The 23,398-nt window shown below is 69.5% G+C and carries 22 protein-coding genes; 19 read left to right on the top strand and 3 right to left on the bottom strand.

Translation table 11 applies throughout. The features are described 5' to 3' along the window. The first annotated feature begins 16 nt into the window (after positions 1 to 16). The 12 genes from RN729_RS10865 (at position 17) to dnaJ (ending at position 12,213) form a co-directional block, all read left to right on the top strand. Positions 17 to 1,342 carry an inositol-3-phosphate synthase gene (locus RN729_RS10865; RefSeq protein ID WP_343218924.1) on the top strand — a complete coding sequence of 442 codons (1,326 nt, stop codon included), beginning with the start codon at positions 17 to 19 and terminating at the stop codon, positions 1,340 to 1,342. Then, on the top strand, positions 1,343 to 2,023 hold the full coding sequence (gene tmk / locus RN729_RS10860) for a dTMP kinase (protein WP_310784679.1): 681 nt from the start codon (positions 1,343 to 1,345) through the stop codon (positions 2,021 to 2,023). Between the two features lie 85 nt (positions 2,024 to 2,108). Then, complete coding sequence (locus RN729_RS10855) at positions 2,109 to 3,770, top strand: S41 family peptidase (RefSeq protein WP_310784677.1); 1,662 nt, start codon at positions 2,109 to 2,111, stop codon at positions 3,768 to 3,770. Positions 3,771 to 3,805: 35 nt separating this feature from the next. Next, positions 3,806 to 4,267 (top strand): hypothetical protein, encoded by a 462-nt coding sequence (locus RN729_RS10850; protein ID WP_310784675.1) that lies wholly within the window; start codon positions 3,806 to 3,808, stop codon positions 4,265 to 4,267. 46 nt (positions 4,268 to 4,313) lie between these two features. Continuing rightward, a complete protein-coding gene (locus RN729_RS10845; RefSeq protein ID WP_310784673.1) occupies positions 4,314 to 4,988 on the top strand; it encodes a TIGR04282 family arsenosugar biosynthesis glycosyltransferase in 675 nt (224 codons plus the stop codon). Beyond that, on the top strand, positions 4,988 to 5,974 hold the full coding sequence (locus RN729_RS10840) for an asparaginase (RefSeq protein WP_310784671.1): 987 nt from the start codon (positions 4,988 to 4,990) through the stop codon (positions 5,972 to 5,974). The genes RN729_RS10845 and RN729_RS10840 overlap by 1 nt, the downstream gene beginning before the upstream one ends. 1 nt (position 5,975) lies before the next feature. Further along, a complete protein-coding gene (locus tag RN729_RS10835; protein ID WP_310784670.1) occupies positions 5,976 to 6,650 on the top strand; it encodes a carboxymuconolactone decarboxylase family protein in 675 nt (224 codons plus the stop codon). Further along, positions 6,632 to 7,681 carry a GTPase ObgE gene (gene obgE, locus RN729_RS10830; protein ID WP_343218923.1) on the top strand — a complete coding sequence of 350 codons (1,050 nt, stop codon included), beginning with the start codon at positions 6,632 to 6,634 and terminating at the stop codon, positions 7,679 to 7,681. Before RN729_RS10835 ends, obgE begins: the two co-directional genes overlap by 19 nt. Then, positions 7,669 to 8,859 (top strand): DNA-processing protein DprA, encoded by a 1,191-nt coding sequence (gene dprA / locus RN729_RS10825; RefSeq protein ID WP_310784666.1) that lies wholly within the window; start codon positions 7,669 to 7,671, stop codon positions 8,857 to 8,859. The genes obgE and dprA overlap by 13 nt, the downstream gene beginning before the upstream one ends. Further along, entirely contained in the window at positions 8,859 to 10,013 is a 1,155-nt protein-coding gene (gene hemW, locus RN729_RS10820; protein WP_310784664.1) for a radical SAM family heme chaperone HemW, read from the top strand. The genes dprA and hemW overlap by 1 nt, the downstream gene beginning before the upstream one ends. Continuing rightward, positions 10,010 to 11,053 (top strand): heat-inducible transcriptional repressor HrcA, encoded by a 1,044-nt coding sequence (gene hrcA / locus RN729_RS10815; protein WP_310784662.1) that lies wholly within the window; start codon positions 10,010 to 10,012, stop codon positions 11,051 to 11,053. Before hemW ends, hrcA begins: the two co-directional genes overlap by 4 nt. Then, complete coding sequence (dnaJ, locus tag RN729_RS10810) at positions 11,050 to 12,213, top strand: molecular chaperone DnaJ (protein ID WP_310784661.1); 1,164 nt, start codon at positions 11,050 to 11,052, stop codon at positions 12,211 to 12,213. Before hrcA ends, dnaJ begins: the two co-directional genes overlap by 4 nt. Here the strand turns inward: dnaJ and tal are convergent. The 3 genes from tal to tkt are packed head-to-tail and all read right to left on the bottom strand — an operon-like array spanning position 12,203 to position 15,898. After that, entirely contained in the window at positions 12,203 to 13,354 is a 1,152-nt protein-coding gene (gene tal / locus RN729_RS10805) for a transaldolase (RefSeq protein ID WP_310784659.1), read from the bottom strand. The genes dnaJ and tal overlap by 11 nt on opposite strands. A 25-nt stretch (positions 13,355 to 13,379) precedes the next feature. Continuing rightward, positions 13,380 to 13,841, bottom strand: a complete 462-nt coding sequence (gene rpiB / locus RN729_RS10800; RefSeq protein WP_310784657.1) for a ribose 5-phosphate isomerase B — start codon at positions 13,839 to 13,841, stop codon at positions 13,380 to 13,382. After that, positions 13,838 to 15,898: a transketolase gene (tkt, locus tag RN729_RS10795; RefSeq protein ID WP_310784655.1), complete on the bottom strand. Its 2,061-nt coding sequence runs from the start codon at positions 15,896 to 15,898 to the stop codon at positions 13,838 to 13,840. Before tkt ends, rpiB begins: the two co-directional genes overlap by 4 nt. A gap of 340 nt (positions 15,899 to 16,238) precedes the next feature. Between tkt and RN729_RS10790 the strand changes: the two genes are divergently transcribed. The 7 genes from RN729_RS10790 to coaD are packed head-to-tail and all read left to right on the top strand — an operon-like array spanning position 16,239 to position 23,385. Next, positions 16,239 to 17,012 (top strand): RsmE family RNA methyltransferase, encoded by a 774-nt coding sequence (locus tag RN729_RS10790; RefSeq protein WP_310784653.1) that lies wholly within the window; start codon positions 16,239 to 16,241, stop codon positions 17,010 to 17,012. Then, positions 17,009 to 17,344: a histidine triad nucleotide-binding protein gene (locus tag RN729_RS10785; protein WP_310784651.1), complete on the top strand. Its 336-nt coding sequence runs from the start codon at positions 17,009 to 17,011 to the stop codon at positions 17,342 to 17,344. The genes RN729_RS10790 and RN729_RS10785 overlap by 4 nt, the downstream gene beginning before the upstream one ends. Positions 17,345 to 17,349: 5 nt before the next feature. Then, positions 17,350 to 19,734, top strand: a complete 2,385-nt coding sequence (locus RN729_RS10780) for a Smr/MutS family protein (protein WP_310784649.1) — start codon at positions 17,350 to 17,352, stop codon at positions 19,732 to 19,734. A 33-nt stretch (positions 19,735 to 19,767) separates the two neighbouring features. Further along, on the top strand, positions 19,768 to 21,570 hold the full coding sequence (dnaG, locus tag RN729_RS10775) for a DNA primase (RefSeq protein WP_310784648.1): 1,803 nt from the start codon (positions 19,768 to 19,770) through the stop codon (positions 21,568 to 21,570). A 14-nt stretch (positions 21,571 to 21,584) separates the two neighbouring features. After that, entirely contained in the window at positions 21,585 to 22,304 is a 720-nt protein-coding gene (locus tag RN729_RS10770; protein WP_310784737.1) for a hypothetical protein, read from the top strand. Continuing rightward, the gene (gene rsmD / locus RN729_RS10765; RefSeq protein ID WP_343218922.1) at positions 22,301 to 22,882 is read left to right on the top strand and encodes a 16S rRNA (guanine(966)-N(2))-methyltransferase RsmD; all 582 of its coding nucleotides are present in this window, start codon (positions 22,301 to 22,303) and stop codon (positions 22,880 to 22,882) included. The genes RN729_RS10770 and rsmD overlap by 4 nt, the downstream gene beginning before the upstream one ends. Positions 22,883 to 22,893: 11 nt before the next feature. Then, a complete protein-coding gene (gene coaD / locus RN729_RS10760; RefSeq protein WP_310784646.1) occupies positions 22,894 to 23,385 on the top strand; it encodes a pantetheine-phosphate adenylyltransferase in 492 nt (163 codons plus the stop codon). Positions 23,386 to 23,398: the final 13 nt, after the last annotated feature.

Below are 23,398 nucleotides of genomic sequence, written 5' to 3'. Positions count from 1 at the left end.
TACGGAGTGAACCAGCATCGTGGAATCGGATAGATCACCTGCAACCATTGCCTCCGCCGAAGGGACGCTCGGCGTTCTCCTCGTAGGGCTCGGAGCGGTCTCGACCACCTTCATCGCGGGCGTGGAGGCGGCGCGCCGGGGACGGAACCGACCCATCGGATCGCTCACGCAGATGAACACGATCCGGCTCGGGAAGCGGACGGAGAACCGCACCCCGTTCATCCGCGATTTCGTGCCGCTGGCGGAGCTGGACGATCTCGTCTTCGGCGCCTGGGATCCGATTCCCGACAACGCCTACGAGTCCGCCAAGGTGTGCGGCGTCCTCCGGCCGGAGGACATCGATCCGCTTGCGGACTTCATGCGGGGAATCGAACCGATGCCGGCCGCCTTCGACCGCGCCTACGTGAAGAAGCTCGACGGCTCGAACGTGAAGACGGGCGCGAACAAGCGGGAACTCGCCGAGCAGCTCCGCGAGGACATCCGCCGGTTCAAGGCGGAGAACGGCTGCGACCGCCTCGTGATGGTGTGGGCGGCTTCGACCGAGATCTTCATGAGGGCGAGCCCGGTGCACGACAGCCCGGCCTCCTTCGAGCGCGCGATGGAGGAGAACCACCCCGACATCGCGCCCTCGATGCTCTATGCGTGGGCCGCGCTCATGGAGGGGGTGCCGTTCGCGAACGGGGCGCCGAATCTGACCTGCGACATTCCCGCGCTTCTCGCGCTCGCCGCCGAACGGGGCGTCGCGATCGCAGGGAAGGACTTCAAGACCGGCCAGACGCTGATGAAGACGATCCTGGCTCCGGGTCTCAAGGCGCGCATGCTCGGTCTCAACGGCTGGTTCTCGACGAATATCCTCGGCAACCGGGACGGCGAGGTGCTCGACGACCCGGAGAGTTTCAAGACGAAGGAAGAATCGAAACTCGGGGCTCTCGAATATATCCTGCAGCCGGACATGTATCCGGACCTCTATGGAGAGATGTATCACAAGGTCCGCATCAACTACTATCCGCCGCGCGGCGATAACAAGGAAGGCTGGGATAATCTCGACATATTCGGCTGGATGGGGTACGGCATGCAGATCAAGATCGATTTTCTGTGCCGCGACTCCATTCTGGCGGCGCCCATCGTGCTCGACCTGGCGCTCTTTCTCGACCTCGCGGCGCGCTCCGGACTGTCGGGAGTCCAGGAATGGCTGTCCTTCTACTTCAAGGCGCCGCAGACGGCACCGGACCTGTATCCGGAACACGACATTTTCATCCAGCACTGGAAGCTCAAGAACACGTTGCGATGGCTGAAGGGGGAGGAGCAGATCACGCACCTCGGAGTGGAGTATTACGACTGAATGAAGGGGTGCTTCCTCGTATTCGAGGGACCGGAGGGGGCGGGAAAGTCGCTCCAGATCGGCCGGCTGGCCGAACGGCTGTCCGCGTCCGGCGTGCCCCACCTGGTGACGCGGGAACCCGGAGGCACGGCGGCGGCGGAAGCGATTCGGAGCGTGCTCCTCGACCGGCCGGAACTGCGGCTCGACGGGATCGCCGAACTCCTGCTCTTTTCGGCGTCCCGCCGTGTCCACGTCGAGGAGGTGATCCGGCCCGCGCTGGAGCGCGGGGAGGTCGTCCTCTGTGACCGCTTCGAGCTTTCCACGCGGGTCTACCAGGGGTGGGCGCGCGGAGTCGCCGCGCAGACGATCGAACGGGTCACCCGCGCCGCGACGGGCGGTCTCCTTCCGGATCTCTACCTCGTGCTCGACGTACCGGTGAAGGTGGGATTGGGTCGCCAGGGGCAGGATCAGCAAGATCCTGGCCAACTGGCCTTCTTCGGGCCCGCTCCCGACCGAATCGAGCTCGAGAAACGATCGTTCCGCGAGCGCGTGCGTGAAGGGTACCGGGAGTTCGCGGCGGCGGAGGAGCGGATCGTGGTCGTCGACGGCTCGGGGACTCCGGATGAGGTGGAAGGCCGGGTTCTGGGGCTTCTGGAGGAGCGATTCCCGCACCGGCTCCGGGGGGCGAACTTTCCTCGTTGACCCTGTCGTGTGACATTGACGGTAGCGGCGGAGTGCCGCTCGAACGCGGCCCGATGCGATGCGGGGCTGCCACCACGGAGGATGCATGAGACTGGAGCGATCCTGGACGACCGGAGTGCTGGTCGGCGCCATCGCCCTCGCGACCGGCGGCTGGCTGATAAATCAGGGCGGAGCCGCGAGCGGCGGGGATAGCCGTCGCCTGCTGGAAGAAATCCACCGCCTGATCTCCGCCCGTTTCGTCGACGAGGTCCCGCCGGAGGATCTGTATCGCATGGCGATCGACGGGATGCTTGAGAACCTGGGCGACCCGTACACGACCTTCCTGGAACCCCGGGATTCCGAGGATCTCCGTCTCACCACGACGGGCAACTACGGTGGACTCGGCGTCCGGATCGACGTGAAGGATGACTGGATCACGGTCGTTCAGGTGCTCCCGAACTCACCGGCCCTGCGCGAGGGACTCGAAGTCGGCGACCGCATCATCGAGGTCGAGGGCGAATCGGCCGAGGGCTGGTCGGTGGACAAGGCCGTGGACACGCTGCGGGGCGAGAAGGGGGCGCCGGTCGACATCACGATCGCGCGGGTAGGCGTGGACCGGCCGCTCGCGATCCGAATCGTGCGCGACGTCATTCAGGTGGCGCAGGCGCAGGGTTTCGTCCTGGACGGCGATATCGGCTACGTGACGCTGCGCGGGTTCAGCCGCGAGGCGAAGGAAGAGCTCGTCGCGACGCTGGACCGCCTCGTCGATGAAGGGGCGGGCGGATTGATCCTGGACCTGCGACGGAATCCCGGCGGCCTGCTGCCTGCGGGAATCGATGTCACGGATCTCTTCCTGGAGCGCGGCCGGTCCGTGGTGGAAACGCGTTCCCGGCTGGACGAGCAGAATTACCTGTTCCGCGCCTCCACCGAGGACCGCTACGCCGATATTCCCATCGTCGTCGTCGTGGATGGCCTGAGCGCGAGCGCTTCCGAGATCGTTGCCGGTGCTCTGCAGGACCACGACCGTGCGGTCGTCGTGGGCACGACGACGTTCGGCAAAGGTTCCGTGCAGACCCTGTATCGGCTCTCCGGGGACAACAGCATGAAGGTCACGACGGCCCGCTGGTACACTCCGGCGGGGCGCTCCATCACGAAGGATTTCGACCGGGCGAGCGCGCTTCGCGACCTGGCTGCGAGCGCCGTGGCGATTTCCGGCGAACCGATCGCATCGCGACCGGAGGCGGAAGACCGGGAGGAGTTCACGACGACGGGCGGCCGGACGGTGTACGGGGGCGGCGGGATCACGCCGGACCTGATCGTCTACCGCGACACGCTGTCCACCGAGGAGCAGGAACTGCGGCGCCTCGCGACGCGCTCGGGGGCGATCCCGCGGAACGTCGTCTTCCGGTGGGCGGTCGAGTATTCGAACGAGCACGATTTCAACGAGGGTTTCTCCGTCACGCAGGGGATGCGGGACGAAGTCTGGGCGGCGCTGGTCGACGCGGGAGCCGAGATCGAGAGGGAACTCTTCGACCAGTCCCGGACCTACGTCGACTGGCTCATCGCGGATGAGCTGGCGGGCGCGGAGTTCGGGGAGGTGCCGCAGCTCCGCAGCCGGGCCGTGCGTGACGCGCAGATCAAGGTCGCAATGGACCTTCTGATGGAGGCCGATTCGCCGGACGCGCTGCTCACCGTCGCGGCGCGTGTCGCTGAGGAGCGGGGTGGGGACGGCGCGGAGAGCGGGCAGTCCGACGGGGATCACCAGTAGGCGGCAGGGCGATTCAAGAGGCGAGGAGACGAGTGATGAGAGAGCGCACGCGACGATCGGCCGTGATTGCAACGACGATGGCCCTGATGGCGGCAATGGCGTGCGCCAGCAACCCTCGCCCCGGAACGTACACGCGGCTCATCATCACCGGCAGCGAGATCCGCGAGGCCGGATATCGGTCGGCCTACGAGGCGCTCACGCATCACCGGGAGCTGATCATATTCGAAGACCGGATCGGCTTCCGGGGTGGCAACGACAACCCGTGGACGCGGGACGGAAGCGGCAGGGTGCAACCCCGGCCGCGCATGTCGCAGTCGTACCACATTCCGCTCCTCGTTGTGGACGGCGACTTCAACCAGAACGATGCCGTCACGACACTTCGTCGGATTCCAGCCGAGGAAATCGTGTCGATCCGGTTGTACCACCAGAGCATGGTTCCGGCCCGCTATCGCCGGCCGGGCGCCGAGGGCGGGGTAATCGAGGTCAACACCCGCTAGACGGCGGGTCGGTGCGCCTGAACCCCCTGCCTTGAACCGGAAACGTTTGTGTCGAAGACTCCTCGTCTTCGGCCGCCTGCCCGAGCCGGGCCACGTCAAGACGCGCCTCCAGCCCGTACTGACGAGGGAGGAGAGCGCCCTCCTGTACGAGGCGTTCCTCGACGACGCCATGAAGCTCGCGCCGGACGGGATCGCCGTGGAGTTGTGGGTGCCCGATCGTCCGGGAGCGATGGAGCGGCTGGGCTCGAGATATCCCGCGGCTCGAATCCGGCTGCAACCCGAAGGTTCGCTGGGTGATCGGCTTGAGATCGCGTTCAACCGCGCCTTCGACGAGGGGGCGGATTGCGCCGTTGCGGTCGGAAGCGACCATCCGACCCTCCCGCTCGACTTCGTCGTGCGGGCCTTCGACGCGCTGGCGGGCAGCCCGGTGGCCCTTGGCCCGAGCCTGGACGGCGGATACTACGCGGTCGGACTGCGCGGGTCGGCGTGGCCGCGGGCCCGCGGTCTCTTCGCCGGAGCGCCGTGGTCGACGTCCGGGCTGTGCTCCTGGACGCGCGCGCGCGCCGCGTCGCTGCGGCTCGATTGTGCAGAACTGCCGTCCTGGTACGATGTGGACCGTCCGGCGGACCTGGCCCGCATGACCGGCGACCTGATCGAAGGTAGCGCGACCGCCGGAGCCTGGGCCCGGCTCGCGCCGCCGACCGCGGCACCGGAGGGGTGATGGAACCGATCCGCGTCACGTTGGATCGGGCCGGAACGCGGGAATCGTCGCATCTCGTGTACGGCATCGTCCACGAATCCGGTTCGCCGGGTAGCCGCCACGCCTTCGGCGATCCTCGGCTGACGGCCTTCTGGCGTTCTTCGATGAAACCGCTCCAGATCCTTCCGGTCGTCCGGGACGGCGTGCTCGGACGCCTCGGGCTCGGGGCGGAGGCGCTTGCGCTGGCGTGCGCTTCCCATCACGGCACCCCGCGACACCTGGGGGTCGTGCAGTCGGTGATCGACGCGGTGAAGCTGACGCCGGAAATGTTCGCATGCGGACCGCATCGGCCGTTCGACGATGGGGCGGCCCGGGGGATGGATCGGGAAGGGCGCCTTCCGGGACGGATCCACAACAACTGTTCAGGTCAGCATGCGGCGCTGCTGGCGCTCTGTGTCGCTCGCGGCTGGCCCGTGGCGGGCTACCACGAACCGGAGCACCCTCTGCAGCGGACGATCCGCCGCGAACTCTCGGCGTGGCTGGGTGAAGACTGCGAGCGTCTGCCGTGGGGCACGGATGGCTGCGGCCTGCCGACCCCGGCCCTTTCTCTGCGGGATATGGCGCGGGTGTTCGCGGCGTTCGGTGCCTCGTCGGAGGCGGCCGTGCGATCGGTTGTGACCGCGATGACGACGCACCCGACATTGGTGTCGGGTCCCACGGCGCTCTCCGCGAACCTGATGCGGGCGAGTTCGGGCCGGATTCTCGCCAAGGAAGGGGCGGAAGGCGTTTTCTGCCTTGCGAGCGCCGAGGAAGGGTGGGGTGCGGCCTTCAAGGTGCTGGATGGGGCCACGCGGCCGCTGGGGCCGGCGGTCGTGCACGGGCTTGCCACGCTGTCGTTGCTCGCGCCCGCGGAGATCGAGCGGCTGGAGGGCTTCGCGCAGCCCGTAGTCCGGAACACGTGCGGGGAGGAGGTCGGCGTGCTGTCGGTGCAAGGTCATGGAGGCTGAGGTGGGACTCGACGCACGGACAGGGGCGCTCGTCGAGCTTTCGGCGGCCCTGGCGCGCCCGGACGTGGAGGGATGGCGCTCGGCGCTCGAGGCGGCCGCCGCGCACGCGGCTCGCGCCGAGGTCGAGGAGGCGCTCCTGCAGGCGCACCTGTTCGTGGGTTTCCCCACGGTGCTCGATGCCTTCATCGCGTGGAGGGAAATCGCGGGCGGCGAGACTGCCGGTACCGTGGCGGCGGTGGATCGGCCCGGAGCCGGGGAGGCGCTCTGCCGGGCCGTGTATGGGGATGTGTACGACCGGCTTCGCGACCATGTTCGTCGGCTGCACCCGGCGCTGGACGGCTGGATGGTCGAGCACGGGTATGGGCGCACGCTGTCGCGCGCCGGGCTCCCGGTGGAGACGCGCGAGCTGTGCATCGTGGCGCTGCTGGCCGCGGCCGGGCACGAGCGGCAGCTCCGCGCCCACCTGCACGGCGCGCTGAACGTCGGCACCCCGCCGGGGCGGGTGGAGGCGGCGCTGCGCGTCGGAGTCCGCGCGGCCGCGCGGGCGCCCACCGGGTCGGAGGGGTCTGCGGGGACGGACCCTGCAAGGCTGCTCGCGACCTGGGGGAAGGTCGTGGGTCGCGCGGGACGAGAGGGGGGGCGGAACGTGGAGGAGGAATCTTGTTCGTCGACGTAGCCAGGATACACGTAACCGGAGGGGCGGGTGGCGCGGGCGCCGTTGCCTTCCGGCGCGAGAAGGGGGTGCCCCGCGGAGGGCCCGCCGGCGGTCGGGGCGGAAACGGCGGCGGCGTGATCCTCGTTGCGGATCGGCGACTCGACACGTTGCTCGACTACTCGTACCGAGCGCACTACAAGGCCGGCCGCGCCGGACACGGGGAGGGGAAGAGGCGGGACGGCGCCTCGGGAGAGGACCTGCGGCTGCCGGTGCCTCTCGGGACGCTCGTGCGCGATGTCGAGACGGGTGAGGGGATCGGCGAACTGCTCGAGGAGGGCGATGAACTCGTCGTCGCCCGGGGCGGTCGCGGGGGAAGGGGCAACGCGAGCTTCGCCTCGCCCACGCGCCAGACGCCGCGCGAATGGGAGCCCGGGGAGTGGGGGGAGGAGCGGCACATCGAACTCGAACTCAAGCTCATCGCCGATGTGGGTCTGGTGGGGGAGCCCAACGCGGGAAAATCGACGCTCCTCGCCCGTGTAACGGCGGCGAAACCGCGGATCGCCGACTACCCCTTCTCCACGCTGACGCCGAACCTGGGGGTCGTGGGGCTGAGCGGGCATCGTTCGTTCGTGATGGCGGACATCCCGGGCATCATCGAAGGAGCGCACGAGGGGCGCGGCCTGGGCACGCAGTTCCTTCGGCACATCGAACGGACGCGCACCCTCGCGCTCCTGGTGCCGCTGGACGACGAAGATCCGCAGGCGACGTACGACCTGCTGCGCGAGGAACTGCGTGCGCACGACGCGGCGCTGGCCGGAATATCGCACTGCGTTCTGCTGACGAAGGCCGATTTGAATCCCGCCGCGGCGGAACCGCCGGTGTCGGTCGCTGCTCCCGGGAGCTGGGGCCAGTTCACGATCTCGGCCGTGACCGGGGCCGGTCTCGACCGCGCGCTCGAGGGTCTCTGGACGCGCGTGCAGAGGGAGAAGGAGGCTGCGGCGGAGGAGGCCGAAGCGGACCCGTTCGGGAGCAGCGAAGCGTGGCGGCCGTGACCGGGAGACGTTCCGGGGCGGGGCGCGCGATGGAGAGGGAGCTGGTGGCGCTCGTCGTGCTGGCCCGGGCTCCCGGCATCGGGCCGCGCGGCGTCCGGCGTCTCATCGACCGCCATGGCGGGGCGTCGGTGGCGCTCGCGGTGGCGAAGCGCGCCGCGCCGGACGAACTGCGCGCGCTCGGCCGGGGCCGGCGGGTTCCGAGCGCAAGGACGGTCCGGGCCCTCGGCGCCGACGGCGAGAGGGCGGCGCGGTCATTGCTGCGCGAAGCGGGCGCGAAGGGGCTCTCCGTGGCGGGGTACACCGACTGTGGAGAGGCCGCATATCCCGAGGGGCTGCGCGATCTCCTCGATCCGCCCCCCATTCTCTTCAAGCGCGGCGCCGGGGCGCTGGACTCCGAGCGGACGATCGCCGTCGTGGGCACGCGTGCCGCGTCGTCCTACGGGCTGCGCACGGCATACACGCTGGGGAGGGAACTCGGACGCTGGGGCTGGACGGTGGTCAGCGGCATGGCCCGCGGCATCGATGCGGCGGCCCACGCCGGGGCCCTCGATGTCGGCGGGCGGACCGTCGGGGTTCTCGGAACCGGACACGATCGCGAATACCCCGCGGACAACCGGGACCTGTACCGGAGGATGCGTTCGCACGGCATCCTGCTGAGCGAGTTCGAGCCGGGGGCGCCGCCGACGCGTTCGGCGTTCCCGCGCCGCAACCGGGTCATCGCCGCCCTCGCCCGTGGCATCATCGTCGTGGAGGCGGGCGGAAAGAGCGGGGCCCTGAACACGGCGGACCATGCCCTGGACCTGGGGCGCGAAGTCCTCGCCGTGCCCGGGCGGATCGATGATCCGGGCGCGGCCGGGTGTCTTCGCCTCCTGCGTCAGGGCGCGGGGCTCGTGGCCGGCGTGCAGGACGTCTTCGATGCCCTGGGCTGGCTGCGCCTCGAGCCGCAGGCGCCACCATCGGAAAAAGGATCCGCGCCGGCGGTCGACGGATCATCCGGCGACAGGCGTCTGCTTGGAGCGCTCTCCCGGGGACCCCGCTCGCCGGATGAATTGGCCGTGGGTCTCGAGATGCCCGTCACGAAGGTGCTTGGCGGGCTGGGGCGGCTGGAACTCGAAGGGTGGGTCGAGCGTCGGCCGGGAGGGAACTTCGCCGCCGTCCGGCGGCGGGGCGGCCGCTGATGTCCGCCGAGCGCCCCCCCCGCTCCCTCTATGTGCACTTCCCGTTCTGCGCGCATCGCTGCCACTACTGCGATTTCTCCGTCCAGCGCGCGTCGGACCCGCCGGTCTCCCGCTGGCTCGCCGCTATCGAGGTCGAACTCGCCTGGTGGTTCGAGCGCAACGGATGGGATCCGGGAGACACGCTCGACACGATCTTCGTGGGAGGCGGGACGCCTTCACTCATGGGGCCTGCCGGGATGGAGGGGCTGGCCTCGCGAATCTCCGCCTGGTTCCGAATCGACCCCGCGCGCACGGAATGGACGGCCGAGGCGAACCCGGCGTCCTTCGATGCGCATCTCGGTTCCAGCTGGCGGGCGACGGGCGTGAACCGGCTGAGTCTCGGTGTGCAGGCTCTGGACGATGCCGTCCTGACCTGGCTGGGTCGGCTTCACGACCGGCGCCGGGCCACGGAGGCCGTCACGGAGGCGATGGACGCCGGATTCGAACGTGTGAGCGTGGACCTCATCTTCGGCCTGCCCCCGGAAGTGAAGCGGGATCTCGGGGCGGAGGTGGAGGCGGCGGCCGCGCTCGACGTGTCTCACCTGAGTCTCTACGGCCTCACCGTGGAACCTCGCACGCCGTTGGCCGAATGGATTCGCCTGGGCCGGGTGGGAGCGCCGGACGAGGAGCACTACGCCGACGAGTACCGACTCCTGTCGCGCGACCTGCGCGCGGCCGGGTATGAGCAGTACGAGGTGTCCAACTTCGCCCGGCCGGGCGCGCAGTGCCGCCACAACTGGTCGTACTGGAACCGAACATCGTATCTTGCCCTCGGCCCGTCCGCGCATGGATTTCTTCCACCGATCCGCAGTTGGAACGTCTTTCGCTGGGACCGGTATGAACGCGCGCTACAGACGGGCCAGGGCCCGCTCGAAGGCTGGGAACGCGTGGGGCCTGAAGAGGAGGAACTGGAACGGATCTGGCTGGGCCTTCGTACGAATCGCGGATTGACGCCCGATTTCGTGCGGAAGGTCTCGTCGGAGGGCCTCCGCCTGGACGATTGGGCCGAGGCCGGGTGGCTGGAGGAGCGGAACGGACGCTGGATGGCAACGATCGAAGGCTGGCTCCGCCTGGATGCGATCGCCGCCGAACTCGCCGGGGCTGAGAGAGCATGACCCTGCCAACTCTGACAGAGCGCGAACGGGCTGTCCTCGCCGCGGTCATCGACTCCTTCGTCCGCACGGCCGCCCCGGCCGGCTCGCGAAGGATCGGGAAGGAGTACGCGCTCGGCGTGTCGCCCGCGACGATTCGAAACACGATGGCGGACCTCGAGAGCAAGGGTCTGCTCACCCACCCCTACACCTCCGCCGGACGGCTTCCCACGGACCTCGCCTACCGGTACTACGTCGATGCGCTCATGCGATGGGGCAGCATCCGGAAGCGGGACCGGGCGAAGATCGAACGCGAGTTGGGGGACGCCGACACCGGCGGCGTCGAGGATCTCATGGGCAAGGCGGCACGCGTCCTCAGCCTCCTGACCGGAGAACTCGGCCTCGCGGTCGGTCCGACGCTCGCCACGGCCACGCTCGAGCGTCTCGAACTCGTACCGCTCTCGAGCGAGAAGGTACTCCTCGTGTTCACGATCGAGTCCGGCGTGGTTCGCACCGTGTACGTGGACGTGACGGCGCGAGTGCCGCGGGCGACGCTCCAGGCGGTGTCGCAGGCGCTGAACGAGCGGTTGGCGGGCAGCGCCATCTCCGAGATCCAGGCGACGCTGCGCGAGCGACTCGGCGACCTGAGCTTCCACAACCGCGGGGCGCAGGAACTGATGAACATCTTCGTGCACAGCGGTCCGGACATCTTCGAGTGGGCTCGCCGCGAGCGCGAGATCCACCTCGGGAGCGCCGCGGCGCTGACCGAGCAGCCGGAATTCACGACGAGCCAGCGCCTGCGCGAACTCCTGCTCCTTACGGAGCGCCGGGAGTTGCTCGCCTCGGTGCTGGGGGATCGCGGCAGCTCGGATGGCCCTCACGTCACGATCGGCGCCGAGCACGGCCAGCCCGAACTCGATGATCTGACCATCGTCACGGCCAACTATGCCGTCGGCAGTCTGCAGGGCACGGTCGGCGTGATCGGGCCGACGCGCATGCCCTATGACAAGGTCGTCTCCATCGTCGACTGGACCTCCGATCTTCTCACGCGGCTGACTCCGTGAACCGCGACTACTACGATCTGCTCGGGGTCGCCCGCGATGCGGATGCGGACGAACTGAAGCGGGCGTACCGCCGCCTCGCCATGGAATACCATCCGGACCGCAATTCCGCGTCCGACGCGGAGGAGCGGTTCAAGGAGGTGACGGAGGCGTGGGAAGTGCTCCGGGACCCGGGAAAGCGGGAGCTGTACGATCAATACGGCGAGGCCGGCGTACGGCGCGGCGGCGGAGGCGAGGCGCCGTTCTCGGGGTTCAACAACTTCTCGGACGCGTTCGACGTCTTCATGCGGGAGTTCGGCGGGGCCGGCTTCGGGGGCGGCGGCTTCGGCGACCTCTTCGGAGATGCGCGGTCCCCGAACCAGCCGCGCCGCGGCTCCACCCTCAAGGTCGCCGTCACGATCACGCTTGAAGAGGCGGCCGAGGGGGCCCGGCGCTCCCTCCGCGTCTCCGCCCTGGATCGGTGCGAGCCCTGCGATGGGACGGGCGCCGAACCGGGGAGCACGGCCTCCACATGCGGGACGTGCCAGGGCACGGGCGAGATTCGCATGGTCCAGCGCTCGATGCTGGGACAGTTCGTCTCGGTGCGTCCCTGCTCCGCCTGCGGCGGCGAGGGCACCTGGATCGCGGATGAATGCCGCGACTGCGGGCGAACCGGGCGCGTGCGGGTCGACCGGTCCGTCGACATCGAGATTCCCGCGGGGATTTCGTCCGACGACTACCTGAAGCTGCGCGGGCGCGGCAATGCGGGGCCGCGCGGCGGACCGCCGGGGGACCTCATCGTGCAGGTGGAGGTCGAGCCCCACGACCGCTTCGAGCGCAGGGGCGATGACCTCGTCCTCGACCTGCCCGTCACCTTCTCGCAGGCGGCGCTGGGCGACGAACTCGACGTGCCGACGATCCTCGGACAGGCCCGCTTGAAGGTGCCCGCCGGAATCCAGGCGGGACAGGTCCTGAGGCTCCGTGGCCAGGGGATGCCGCGTTTGCGGGCCGCGGGCAACGGGGACCAGTTGGTGCGGGTACACACCTGGACGCCGAGCGAACTGTCCCGGCGTCAGCGCGAGATCCTGGAGTCGCTGCGAGAGGTCGAAGATGCGCCGCCCGAGCCGCGCCGGGGCGAGGATCAGAGCTTCTGGGAGCGAGTAAAGGCGGCGTTTACGGCGTAGCGGACCCTGATGCCACGGCCGCGGCCGGCTGCCGTGCCATCCGCTCCGCGAGGCTCGCGAGGAGTTGATCGAAGGGGACGGCGAACTTCTCGACGCCCTCTGCCAGAAGCTGGTCCGTGACCTCGTCCAACTCGATCCCGACGGCCGCCAACTCCACCATCGTGCGACGGGCCTCGTCGACCCCCTCGGTCAGGGTGCCGGCTACGCGTCCGTGATCTCTGAAGGCGTCGATCGTCTTCTCCGGCAGCGTGTTGACGGTCAGGTCGCCGATGAGCGGCTCGACATACATCACGTCGGAATACGCAGGGTTCTTCGTGCTCGTGCTCGCCCACAGCATGCGTTGCGGACGGGCGCCGAGCCGTGCGAGACGGGCCCAGCGATCCGTGGCCAGCCGCTGCTGGAAGCCGACGTAGGCGAGTTTCGCGTTGGCGATCGCCGCCTTGCCGAGCAGGGCCTCGCAGCGAGCGGCGTCGCCCTCGGCCTGGTCGGCCAGCGCCTCGATCCTCCGGTCGGTCAGCCCGTCGATCCGGCTCACGAAGAAGCTGGCTACCGAGGCGACATGGTCAACCGACCGGCCCGCTTCGAGCCGCTGCTCCAGCGCCTCCGTGTGGGCGTCCGCCACCGCCTCGTACGCGGCGATGGAGAAGAGGAGCGTGACGTTCACGTTCACGCCCTCGAACAGTGCCTGCCGGATGGCCGGGACTCCGGCCGGCGTGCCGGGGATCTTGATGAGGACGTTCTCGCGGGCCACCTCATCGTGGAGGCGGCGCGCCTCCCGTACCGTGCCCTCCGTGTCGTTCGCGAGGTGGGGAGACACTTCGAGGGAAACATATCCGTCGACGCCGCCGGAACTCTGCCACACGCCCCGCAGGATGTCGCACGCGCCCTGGACGTCGGCGATCGTGAGCCGGTCGTAGACGTCCTCGACGCCGAGACCCGCGGCGGTGAAGCGGGCGATGTCCGCATCGTACTGCGCGCTGCCCGTGATGGCGTTGTGGAAGATCGCGGGGTTCGACGTGACCCCCCTCAACCCTTCCGTCTCGACCCGGCGAGCCAGCCCTCCGTCGACCAGCATCCCGCGCGTCAGGTTGTCGAGCCAATAGCTCTGGCCGTGCTCCTGAAGCTGAAGCAGCGCGCTCATCTCTCTCCCCTCCCCATCATGTGTCTCAGGTGCCCGATTTCAGGTGTCGGGCTTCGATGTCCAGTACCTTCTCGAGCCGGCGTCGATGCCTCGGGTCGGCCGAAAAATCCGCGGCCAGGAAGGCGTCCGCGATCGCGCGTGCGAGGGCGATCCCGATCACGCGCTCCCCCATGCAGAGGACGTTCATGTCGTCGTGATCGACGCCCTGCGCCGCCGAATACGTGTCGTGGCAGACGCCCGCGCGTACCCCCGGCACCTTGTTTGCAGCGATACAGACGCCGACGGCGGATCCGCAGATGACGATCCCCCGCTCCACGTCGCCGCGAGCCACCCGCTCGGCGACGGCGAAGGCGAAGTCGGGGTAGTCGACGGAGTCCGTCCCGTGCGTGCCGATGTCGACGACTTCGTGGCCCGCATCGCGAAGCTCCGCGGCGAGAATATCCTTGTAGCCTACGCCCGCGTGATCCGCCCCGACCGCGAGCCTCACGCCGGTCGCTCCGCCGCGAGCGCCTCCAGAACCTGCGTGACGAGGGCCTCTGCAGTGAATCCGAAGCGGGCAAAGTTGTCCGCCGCCGACGCGGACTGTCCGAAGCGGTCGATTCCGATCACGGCGCCATCCCGCCCCACCCATTCCGTCCACCCGAGGGTGGCGCCGGCTTCGATCGCGACCCGCGGAATCCCGGGGGGAAGGACCTCTTCCCGGTAGGCCGGCGGCTGCGCCCGGAACAGTTCCCAACTCGGAAACGAGACCACACGCGCCGATATGCTACGGGCCTCGAGGGCTTCCGCCGCTTCGACCGCCACCTGCAGTTCAGAACCGGTACCGATGAGGACGACCTGAAGGGGGCCCGGCTCCGGTCTGAGGACGTAGGCGCCGCGCCCCACCCCCTCGCGGGCAGCGCCGGCGGTGCGGGCGAGATGGGGAACCTTCTGGCGCGTGAGCACGAGAATCGTGGGCCCCGAGCCTCGCTCGATCGCCACGCGCCACGCCTGAGCGGTCTCCTCCGGGTCTGCGGGGCGCAGCACGACGACGCCGGGCATCGCGCGGAAGGAGGCGAGGTGCTCGATCGGCTGGTGCGTCGGCCCGTCGGCCCCGAGGCCGATGGAGTCGTGCGTCATCACGTAGATGTTGGGCAGTCCCATCAGGGCGGCGAGCCGCATCGACGGCCGGGCGTAGTCCGTGAACGTGAAGAAGGTGGCGATGTATGGCCGGATGCCTCCGTGGAGGACAAGTCCGTTCGCGATGGAAGCCATCGCGTGCTCGCGGATGCCCCACCGGAGGTTGCGGCCCTCGGGCGCGTCCCTGGAAAAGTTCGGCGAGTCGATCAACGTGTTGTTCGAGCCCGACAGGTCGGCGCTTCCGCCGATGAGTTCGGGGAGGCGCGGCGCGAGCGCGGTCAGAGCCCGGCCGGAGGCGGCCCTCGTAGCGATCGGATCGTCGTCGGGGCCGAAATCCGGCAGTTCCTCATCCCACGCCGCCGGCAGTTCCGACCGGATGCGGCGTTCGAGTTCCGTCGCAAGCTTCGGGTGCTCCGCGCGGTATCGTTCGAAGCGCTCCCTCCATTCGGCGGCGAGCGCTTCGCCGCGTGCGACCTGCCCACCCATGTGGCTCCGGACGGCGTCCGGCACGAGGAACGGCGGCTCGGTCGGCCAGCCGTACACGGCCTTGGTGAGCCGGACCTCCTCCTCGCCCAGCGGCGCGCCGTGCGCCGCGGCCGTGTCCTGCTTGTTGGGGGCGCCGTAGCCGATGTGCGAGCGGACGATGATCAGGGACGGGCGGTCCTCCACGCTCCGCGCGCCTTCGAGGGCCGCGTCGAGCGCCGCCAGGTCGTTCGCGTCCCCGACGGACTGCACGTGCCACCCCAAAGACTCGAATCGCCCGCTCACGTCCTCGGAAAAGGCGAGGTTGACGTCGCCATCGATCGTGATCCTGTTGTCGTCGTAGAGCCAGGCGAGCTTGCCGAGTCCCAGGTGTCCGGCCAGCGAGGCGGCTTCGTAGGAGACGCCCTCCATGAGGTCGCCGTCGCTGCAGATGACGTAGGTCCGGTGATCGACGATCGAGTGGCCCGGCCGATTGAACACCGCCGCGAGATGCGCTTCGGCGATCGCCATCCCCACGGAGTTCGCGACGCCCTGGCCCAGGGGACCGGTCGTCGTCTCGACGCCCGGGACGTGGCCGTACTCGGGGTGCCCCGCCGTGCAGCTCCCCGCTCGCCGGAAGTTGCGGATCTCCCGCAGGGGCAGGTCGAACCCGGTGAGGTGGAGGACGGCGTACTGGAGGATCGCCGCGTGGCCGGCGGAGAGCACGAACCGGTCCCGGCCGAACCAGGCGGGGTCTCGCGGGCTGTACCGCATGTGGCGCATCCAGAGGGCGTATGCCACGGGGGCGAGCGCCATCGCCGTGCCGGGATGCCCGGAGCGGGCTCGCTGGACAGCGTCCATGGCGAGCGTGCGGATCGTGTCGATGGACTGGGATTCTACGAGGGGATCCGCGCTCGGAGCAGCGGACCCGTAATTGGCTTCGGCGGTCCTTGTCTCGTTCAATCGCCCCCTCGCACGAGTTTGAATCGCCCTGGGCAGCCAGTGGCAAAAGCCCTGCTGCGTTCGAGCGGCGCTCCTCGATCACATAGCAACGGCTATGCTCTCTCGTCGCTCCTTGTCAGGCAAGCGCTTCACCGCTCTCGCCGCTGACGCAGGGTCCTGCCACGGGCTGCTAGCTGGCCCAACGCCGGGAAGCCGGAGGCCGCGCGAGACAACTCGTGCTGGGCGGGCCGCTTCGGCGGAGCGAACATAAGGGTTCGAGGCGCCACCGGAAAAGGCTCCGTCGCGGAAGCGCGCGAGGGCTGGTGGCGATGGCCCGTCGGCGGCGGATACGTTGCCCTTCGTGAGCGATCCAACGTTCTTCGCCGACGGTCTTGCGGGCCTGGCGGTCGGCGCGCGGGCCGAACTCGCGAGCGACGAGGTGGGCCATCTCCGCGCCGCCCGGATTCGCCCCGGCTGCCGTCTCCAGGTCATCGACGGCGCCGGACGCCGCTGGGAGGCGGAACTCGTTACACTGGACCGGCGCGGCGCAAGCTGCCGGCTGCTCGCCCCGCGCCCGCCTGTACCCGCACTCCCGCTTCACCTCTGGGCTCCCGTGGCGAATCGCGATCGCTCCCTCTGGCTCGTGGAGAAGGTCGTGGAACTCGGCGCCGCCACGATCACGTGGATCGAGTGGGAGCGGTCGCGCTCCGTGGCCGATGCCGGCCGCGCCGAGGGCTTTCTGCGGCGGGCGGAGGCCCGCGCGAGGGCTGCGCTGAAGCAATCGGGCCGAGGTTGGCTCACTCGGCTGGAAGGCCCCGTGGAACCCCGGGAGGCCTTCCGGCGCCATGGGGGGGACGGGTGGCTCGCGGACGCGGAGGGGCGGCAAGGGCTCCGTGGCGCGATCCCCCGTGGCTCGGAGGGCGGAGGTGCCGGACGCCCGTTGACCGTCGCGGTCGGGCCGGAGGGCGGCCTGACGGGTCCCGAGCGGCGTCGCTGCCTGGAAGCGGGCTTCAGGCTCGTTTCCCTGAACTCGGCGACACTGAGGTTCGAAACGGCGGCAGTGGTCGTCGTCGCCGCGGCCGCGGCCCTTCTGGCGGACGACGAAAACGAGGCGGACGACGAGAGGTCGACATGACGGACTGCGTGTTCTGCGGCATTGCTTCGGGGGCGATCCCGGCGGACGTGGTTGCCGAGACGAGCGACTGGGTGGCGTTCCGGGATCTCGAACCCCAGGCGCCGGTGCATGTGCTCGTCATTCCGCGGGCGCACGTGTCGAGCCTCTCGGCTCTGTCGGACGGGCCGCTCGGAACGCAACTCCTTCTCGCGTGCGCAGCCGTCGCCGGCTCGGAGGGGCTGGAGGACGGATACCGCGTTGTCACGAATGTCGGCGAAGACGGTGGCCAGGCCGTGCCTCACCTGCACTTCCACGTGCTGGGTGCCCGCCGCATGGGTTGGCCGCCGGGGTAGCCGCCGTGGATCACGCGCTCCGAGTCATCGAGTTCGACCGCGTGCTGGCGGCGATCGGCGAACGCGCCGTGTCGGAAGCGGGCTGCGCCGCGGTACACGCACTCCGGCCGCTTGCGGACGCGTCTTCCGCGGTCCGCTCGCTCGCGGCGGTGCACGAGCTTCGGCGGCTCATCGAGAGCGGAGATGGTTGGGCGCTGGACACGATCGCGCCGCTGGACGGGGCCCTCCGGCGGCTCGCGATCGAAGACGCGCCGCTGGAGCCGCCTCAGTTGCTTGCATGCGCGCAGGTCATGGCGGTCGCACGCGCCGTGCGGCGACTGGACGCGCGTCTCGATCCCGACGGCCTCCCCGCGGAGCATGTGAGCCGGTTGTGGGGTGAGGCGGCCCTCGAGAAACGGATTGCGCGCACCTTCGACGCGACGGGAGCGGTCGCGGATGGGGCCTCTCCGGAACTTGGGCGCATCCGTCGCGCGCTCGCGACGCGACGTGGCCGGCTCGTCGACGAGCTTACGCGCTACGCCCGCGAGCTTCCGGAGCGCGTTCGCGTGCCCGACGCCTCGGTCACCGTCCGAAACGGCCGCTACTGCATCCCGGTACGCCGCGAGGGGAAGGGAATCGCGGGCGGTCTCGTGCACGACGCTTCCGCCAGCCGCCGGACCCTGTTTGTCGAGCCATCGCGCGCGATCGAGGCGATGAACGAGATCCGCGAGCTGGAACTCCGCGAGGCCCGCGAGGTGGACCGGATTCTGCGCGACCTGTCCTCTGCCGCGCGCGCTCGCGCGTCGGAACTCGCCGTCTCGTACACCGCCCTAGTAGAACTGGACTCGCTTCGCGCCCGCGCGCTCTTTGCGGGCGAGATGGACGCATCGCCCCCGGCCTTCAGCGAGGGGCCTTCGGAGGGGATCCGCATCCGCGGCGCCCGTCATCCTCTCCTCGTCCTCGATGCCGGCGGAGCGGTCCCGTTCGACCTCGATCTCTCGGCGGGCGAGCGCGTCCTCCTCGTTTCGGGCCCGAACGCGGGGGGGAAGACGGTGTTTCTCAAGACGCTCGGCCTGCTGTCCGCGCTCGCGCAGAGCGGGGTCCTGCCGCCGCTCGGCGACGGGAGCCGGATCCCCTTCTTCCGTCGCTTCTTCGCGGTCATCGGGGACGAACAGTCGATCGAGGCTTCGCTCTCCACCTTCGGTGCGCAGGCGCGCAACCTGGCCGAGATCCTGCACGAGGCCGGCGACCGGGACATCGTCCTCTTCGACGAGATCGGCAGCGCCACGGACCCGGCCGAGGGGGGCGCGCTTGCGGCGGCATCGTTGCGGCGGCTGGCTCGACAGGCACGTCTCACGGTCGCCACGACGCACCTCGGCGACCTCAAGCGCCTCGGCGACGAGAAGGCCGCTGCCGTGAACGCCTCGCTGGAATTCGATGGAACACGGCTCGAACCGACGTACCGTCTCGTAAGGGACCGGCCCGGACGCAGTTACGCGCTGGTGATCGCGGCGCGGCTGGGCGTCCCCGAAGACGTACTCGCCGCTGCGCGCGACCGGCTCGGACCCGAGCACGTGTCGCTGGACACGCTCCTCGCCCGGCTCGAGACCGAACGGAGCGAGGTCGAAGACCTTCGTACGCAGCTTGAGCGCCGGGCCGGAGAGACGGCCGACCGTGAACGCGATCTCGCGTCCCGGGAGACTGCCCTGGCCGACTCGGAGCGCGCCGCCGCTCTTGAACGGGAGGCGGAGCGGCTTGCGGTTCTTCGCGAGGCGCGAAAGCAGGTGGAAGCGGCGATCTCACGCCTCGAGTCCGAATTCGCCACGGGGGATGAGGTGCGCCGCCGGGAGTCGAAGCGGGCCGCGCGGGGGGAGGTGGAGCGGGCGCTCCGGACGTCTTCCCGCGCTCTTCGTGCCCTGGGCGAGTCCGAGCCTCCATCGGTGGCGCGAGCGGTGCGAGTCGGCGATGCCGTGCGGTGGAACGCGTCCGACCGGCCGGCGCGCCTCGTTGAAATCCGGCAGGATCGCGGCGTCATCGAGGTCGGTGAACTGCGGCTGACGGTACCGCTGCGGGACCTGACTCCCCATTCTGCACCGGAGACCCGTTCGTCCGGCCCGGCCCGGCTGCACGAAGCCGCGGGCTCCGCGCAGCGCCGACCGGATTTCACCGCCGCCACGGAGGTCGACCTGAGGGGCCTGCGCGTCGACGAGGTCGAGGGAATGCTCAACCCGGCCGTCGATGCGGCGGTGGTCGGCGATCTCCCGTGGCTAAAAATCATTCACGGCAAGGGAACGGGCGCGCTGAGGGAGCGGGTCGGGCAGCTGCTCGCCGGGGATCCCCGGATCCGGATCCTCAGGGCCGGCGAATCGAACGAAGGGGGAACAGGCGTCACGGTCGTGGAGTTCGAGTGAGCGAGACTTGCGGGCGGTAGGGGTGGAATCGTGGTGAGCGACAGCCTCGTAGAGGACATCCGCGCACGGGCCGACATCCTCGAGATCGTGGGAGAGTACGTTCAGCTTCGACGATCGGGGAAGAGCTATCGCGGACCCTGCCCGCTGCACGGCGGAGACGGTCCGAACTTCGCCGTCGACCCGCAGCGCCAGATCTTCAAGTGCTTCGTCTGCGGGGAGGGCGGGGACGTCTTCGGCTTCATCATGAAGCACCTCGGGTTCGATTTCCCGGAGGCGGTGCGCTTCGTGGGCGCGAGAGTCGGGATCGAGGTTCCCGACCGGGAGGAGCGACGCGAGGATCCGTATGCGCCGCTTCGCGGAGTGCTCGCCTTCGCGGCCGAGTGGTTCCGGGACCGGCTGCGCGAACCGGCCGGCGCCGGCGCACGCGCCTATCTCCAGGGGCGCGGACTTTCGCTGGAGGAGGCGCTCGACTTCGGGCTGGGCTACGCAGACGACGAATGGCGTGCGCTCCGCACCGCCGCGGCCCGGCACGGGATCGAGGAGCGGGCGCTGCTCGAGCTCGGGCTTCTTGCGACGAGCGAGAGAGCGGAAGAGCCGTACGACCGTTTTCGCGGGCGTCTCATGTTCACGATCCATGATCTGCGCGACCGCCCGATCGGCTTCGGTGGCCGCATCCTCGATGCCGCCTCCGATGCGCCCAAATACATCAATTCGCCCGAATCGCCCGTCTTCCACAAGGGAAAAGAGCTGTACGGACTCAACCGGGCGCGGCACGCCATGCGACGCGAGGGCCACGCCGCGGTCGCGGAGGGGTTCACCGATGTCATCGCACTGCACCGGGCCGGCCTCGGCTTTGCGGTCGCCGGGCTGGGGACATCCTTCACGGCGGACCAGGCTCGCCGCATCGGCCGATACACGAAACGGGCCTACCTGCTCTACGACAGCGATCTCGCCGGGCTGCGCGCGACGTTCAGGACCGGGGACATCCTGTTGGCCGCGGGGGTTCACCCGATGGTCGTGTCGCTCCCGTCCGGGGAAGATCCCGACTCCCTCATCCGCCGGGACGGTCCGTCCGCCATCCGGCAGCTTCTGGACGATGCGGTGGATCTTCTCGAGCGCAAGCTCCAGATCCTTCGCCGCGAGGGATACCTGGATCGGGTGGAGGGACGGCGTCGGGCGGTGGATGGCCTGCTCAGTACGCTGCGGGCGGTCTCCGATCCGGCGCTCCGCGACATTTACGTGGACCGGGCGGTGGAAGGCCTGGGGATACGGCGCGAGACGCTCGTGGACGAGATCGCGCGCCTCGAGCGTTCCCCACCTCGACGCCGTTCCCCGGCCGCCGAACCGGGACGCGCCCGGCGTGGACCCTCGCCGGCCTCGCGCACGGAGTACGATTTCCTCCTCCTGCTCGTTCGTGACCCGACGCTCACGCGGCAGGCCGTGCGCGTCGGGCTCGCGCCCGGTCACATGTCCGACCCGCGGTCGCGCGAGCTGTTCGAGATCCTGGCGGCGGCATCGGACGAGGGGGTCGATTCTCCCGACTGGGCGTCCGCCTCCGCCGCCGCCGGGGAACTGGCGAAGACGCTGCGAGAGTCCGATCGGGAGCTCCCGGACGCCGCCCGGGTCTTCGACGCCGTGGTGCGTCGCCTCCTCTACCGGCGGCATCGTGAACGGATCGAGGAGATCGGCCGCGCGATCGAGCTTGCGGAGCCGGAGCAGCAACGTCGATTGTTGGACGAGAAACAGGAACTCGTGCGCGAACTTCGGGCCGCGGGCGAGTCGGGAGCGTTCATGCCGGCCGCTGAAGCAGGGCGGACTACGGCCACGCAGCGATGACAGCCGGGGAGAGTATGCAAGGGACTGATATCGTCGAGGAGTTACTCACCCTTCAGGAAATCGATCACAGGATCCTGAAGATAGAAGATGAACTCGAGAGTCTCGGCGGAGAGGTGGCCGGACTCCGGGAAACCGTGGAGACGCTGGAAGCCCGGGTCGCGCGGATCCGGGCGGAGGTGGAGGAGGCGGAAGGGCGCGTCAGGCAGTTCCATCGAGCCGTGGAGGCGGGCAGAGCGACGCTCAAACGTCTGGAGGCGCGATCCGTCGCAGTCGCGAACATGCAGCAGCATCTCGCGGTTCGGAGCGAAACGGACACGGCCCGGCGCAACCTGCGTGCGGCGGAAGATGACCAGCTCGACGCGATGCAGGATGTGGAGACCGCGCGCGGGGCGTTGAAGGCCGCGGAAGCGGAGCTCGGGGAGGCGACCGCGCAATTGGCGGAGCGGAGCACCGCCGTGGAAGGGCTGCGGGCGACGCTCGAGGGGGATCTCCAGCACTGCGGCGTGAGTCGGAGGACGCAGGAGAGCCGGCTGGACCGCCGGGCGCTGCAGTTGTACCGCACGGCGGGCGGAGGTGGGCGTCAGGCCGCGCTCGCCGAACTCACCGTCGATGGGGTATGCGGCCGCTGCTATACGGCGATACCGAAGCAGCAGCAGACCGAGATTCGGGCGCGGCGGCATCTCGCCATCTGCGAGGGTTGCGGGATCATCCTCTACCCGGGATCTCTCGCCTGACGCGCAGGCTTCGCATCATCGCCGGGGACCTGGGCGGCCGCTTCATCGAGGCCCCCCGTGGACGGCGCACGCGTCCGACGGCGGGGCGGGTGCGGGAGGCCTGGTTTTCCGCGCTCGCGGGGGATGTCGACGGCGCCAGGGTCGCCGATCTCTACGCCGGCTCCGGAGCGCTGGGGATCGAAGCGCTGTCGCGGGGCGCGGCGCACGTCCATTTTGTCGAGTCGGATCGCCGGGCGGTTGCGCTGCTGCGCCGCAATGTCGCCATGCTCGATCTCGAAGACCGATCGCGGGTGGTGCGGGACGATGCCATCGCATGGGTCGACGGTCAGGACGCACCGCACGATATGGCCGGTCCGGGCGCGCTCTTCGATCTGGTCTTCGCGGATCCACCGTACGCGTCCGCCGGCGGCGCGCAGCTCGTCGAGCGCTTCCGGATCCGTCCGTTCGCCTCACAACTGTGGGTCGAGCACCGCCCGGACGCCGAGTGGGCGACGGCGGCCGACTGGACGAGGGAATACGGTGACACCTGCGTCAGCCGGTTCCGGGCTCCGGCCGACGCGTCAACCCGAACACTCTGACGGGGAACTCGATGAACAACGCCGTCGCCGTGTATCCCGGGTCCTTCGACCCGTTGACGGTCGGACACGAGGACATCGTACGCAGGAGCCTGCGGATCGTGGACCGGCTGATCGTCGCCGTGGCGGAGACGGCCACGCAGGCGAAGTCGGGACTGTTCGGGATCGACGATCGCGTCGATCTGATCCGCGAGGTGTTTGCGGACGAACCGAGGGTCGAGGCGACGTCGTTCTCCGGCCTGCTCGTGAACTTCGCGCGGTCGCGCGAGGCCCGGATCATCGTCCGCGGGCTGCGGGCCGTGAGCGACTTCGAGTACGAGTTTCAGATGGCGCTCATGAACCGCTCCCTCTGGCCCGAAGTCGAGGTTCTCTTCATGGCGCCCGCCACGCGTCACACGTTCCTGAGCTCCTCGCTCGTGCGCGAAGTCGGACGTCTGGGCGGAGATGTGACGGACTTCGTGAGCCCGGTCGTGAAGGCCCGCATGGACCTCGCGTTCGAGCGCTAGCAACCGGGACTGC

Origin of the sequence: Candidatus Palauibacter polyketidifaciens (assembly GCF_947581785.1) — a bacterium.
Lineage (GTDB): Bacteria > Gemmatimonadota > Gemmatimonadetes > Palauibacterales > Palauibacteraceae > Palauibacter > Palauibacter polyketidifaciens.
Note: the sequence above shows the minus strand (reverse complement) of the source record. Positions and strands in the feature narration are given on the sequence as shown.

Excerpts from the sequence above, each read along its gene's own strand:
- tal (WP_310784659.1), bottom strand. The coding sequence starts at position 13,354 with ATGAGCGCGCTGCTTCAGCTTCAGGAGCACGGCCAGAGCTATTGGCTC.
- RN729_RS10850 (WP_310784675.1), top strand. The coding sequence starts at position 3,806 with ATGAGAGAGCGCACGCGACGATCGGCCGTGATTGCAACGACGATGGCC.
- hemW (WP_310784664.1), top strand. The coding sequence starts at position 8,859 with ATGTCCGCCGAGCGCCCCCCCCGCTCCCTCTATGTGCACTTCCCGTTC.
- tmk (WP_310784679.1), top strand. The coding sequence starts at position 1,343 with ATGAAGGGGTGCTTCCTCGTATTCGAGGGACCGGAGGGGGCGGGAAAG.
- RN729_RS10770 (WP_310784737.1), top strand. The coding sequence starts at position 21,585 with ATGCAAGGGACTGATATCGTCGAGGAGTTACTCACCCTTCAGGAAATC.
- hrcA (WP_310784662.1), top strand. The coding sequence starts at position 10,010 with ATGACCCTGCCAACTCTGACAGAGCGCGAACGGGCTGTCCTCGCCGCG.
- coaD (WP_310784646.1), top strand. The coding sequence starts at position 22,894 with ATGAACAACGCCGTCGCCGTGTATCCCGGGTCCTTCGACCCGTTGACG.
- RN729_RS10785 (WP_310784651.1), top strand. The coding sequence starts at position 17,009 with ATGACGGACTGCGTGTTCTGCGGCATTGCTTCGGGGGCGATCCCGGCG.
- RN729_RS10855 (WP_310784677.1), top strand. The coding sequence starts at position 2,109 with ATGAGACTGGAGCGATCCTGGACGACCGGAGTGCTGGTCGGCGCCATC.
- RN729_RS10840 (WP_310784671.1), top strand. The coding sequence starts at position 4,988 with ATGGAACCGATCCGCGTCACGTTGGATCGGGCCGGAACGCGGGAATCG.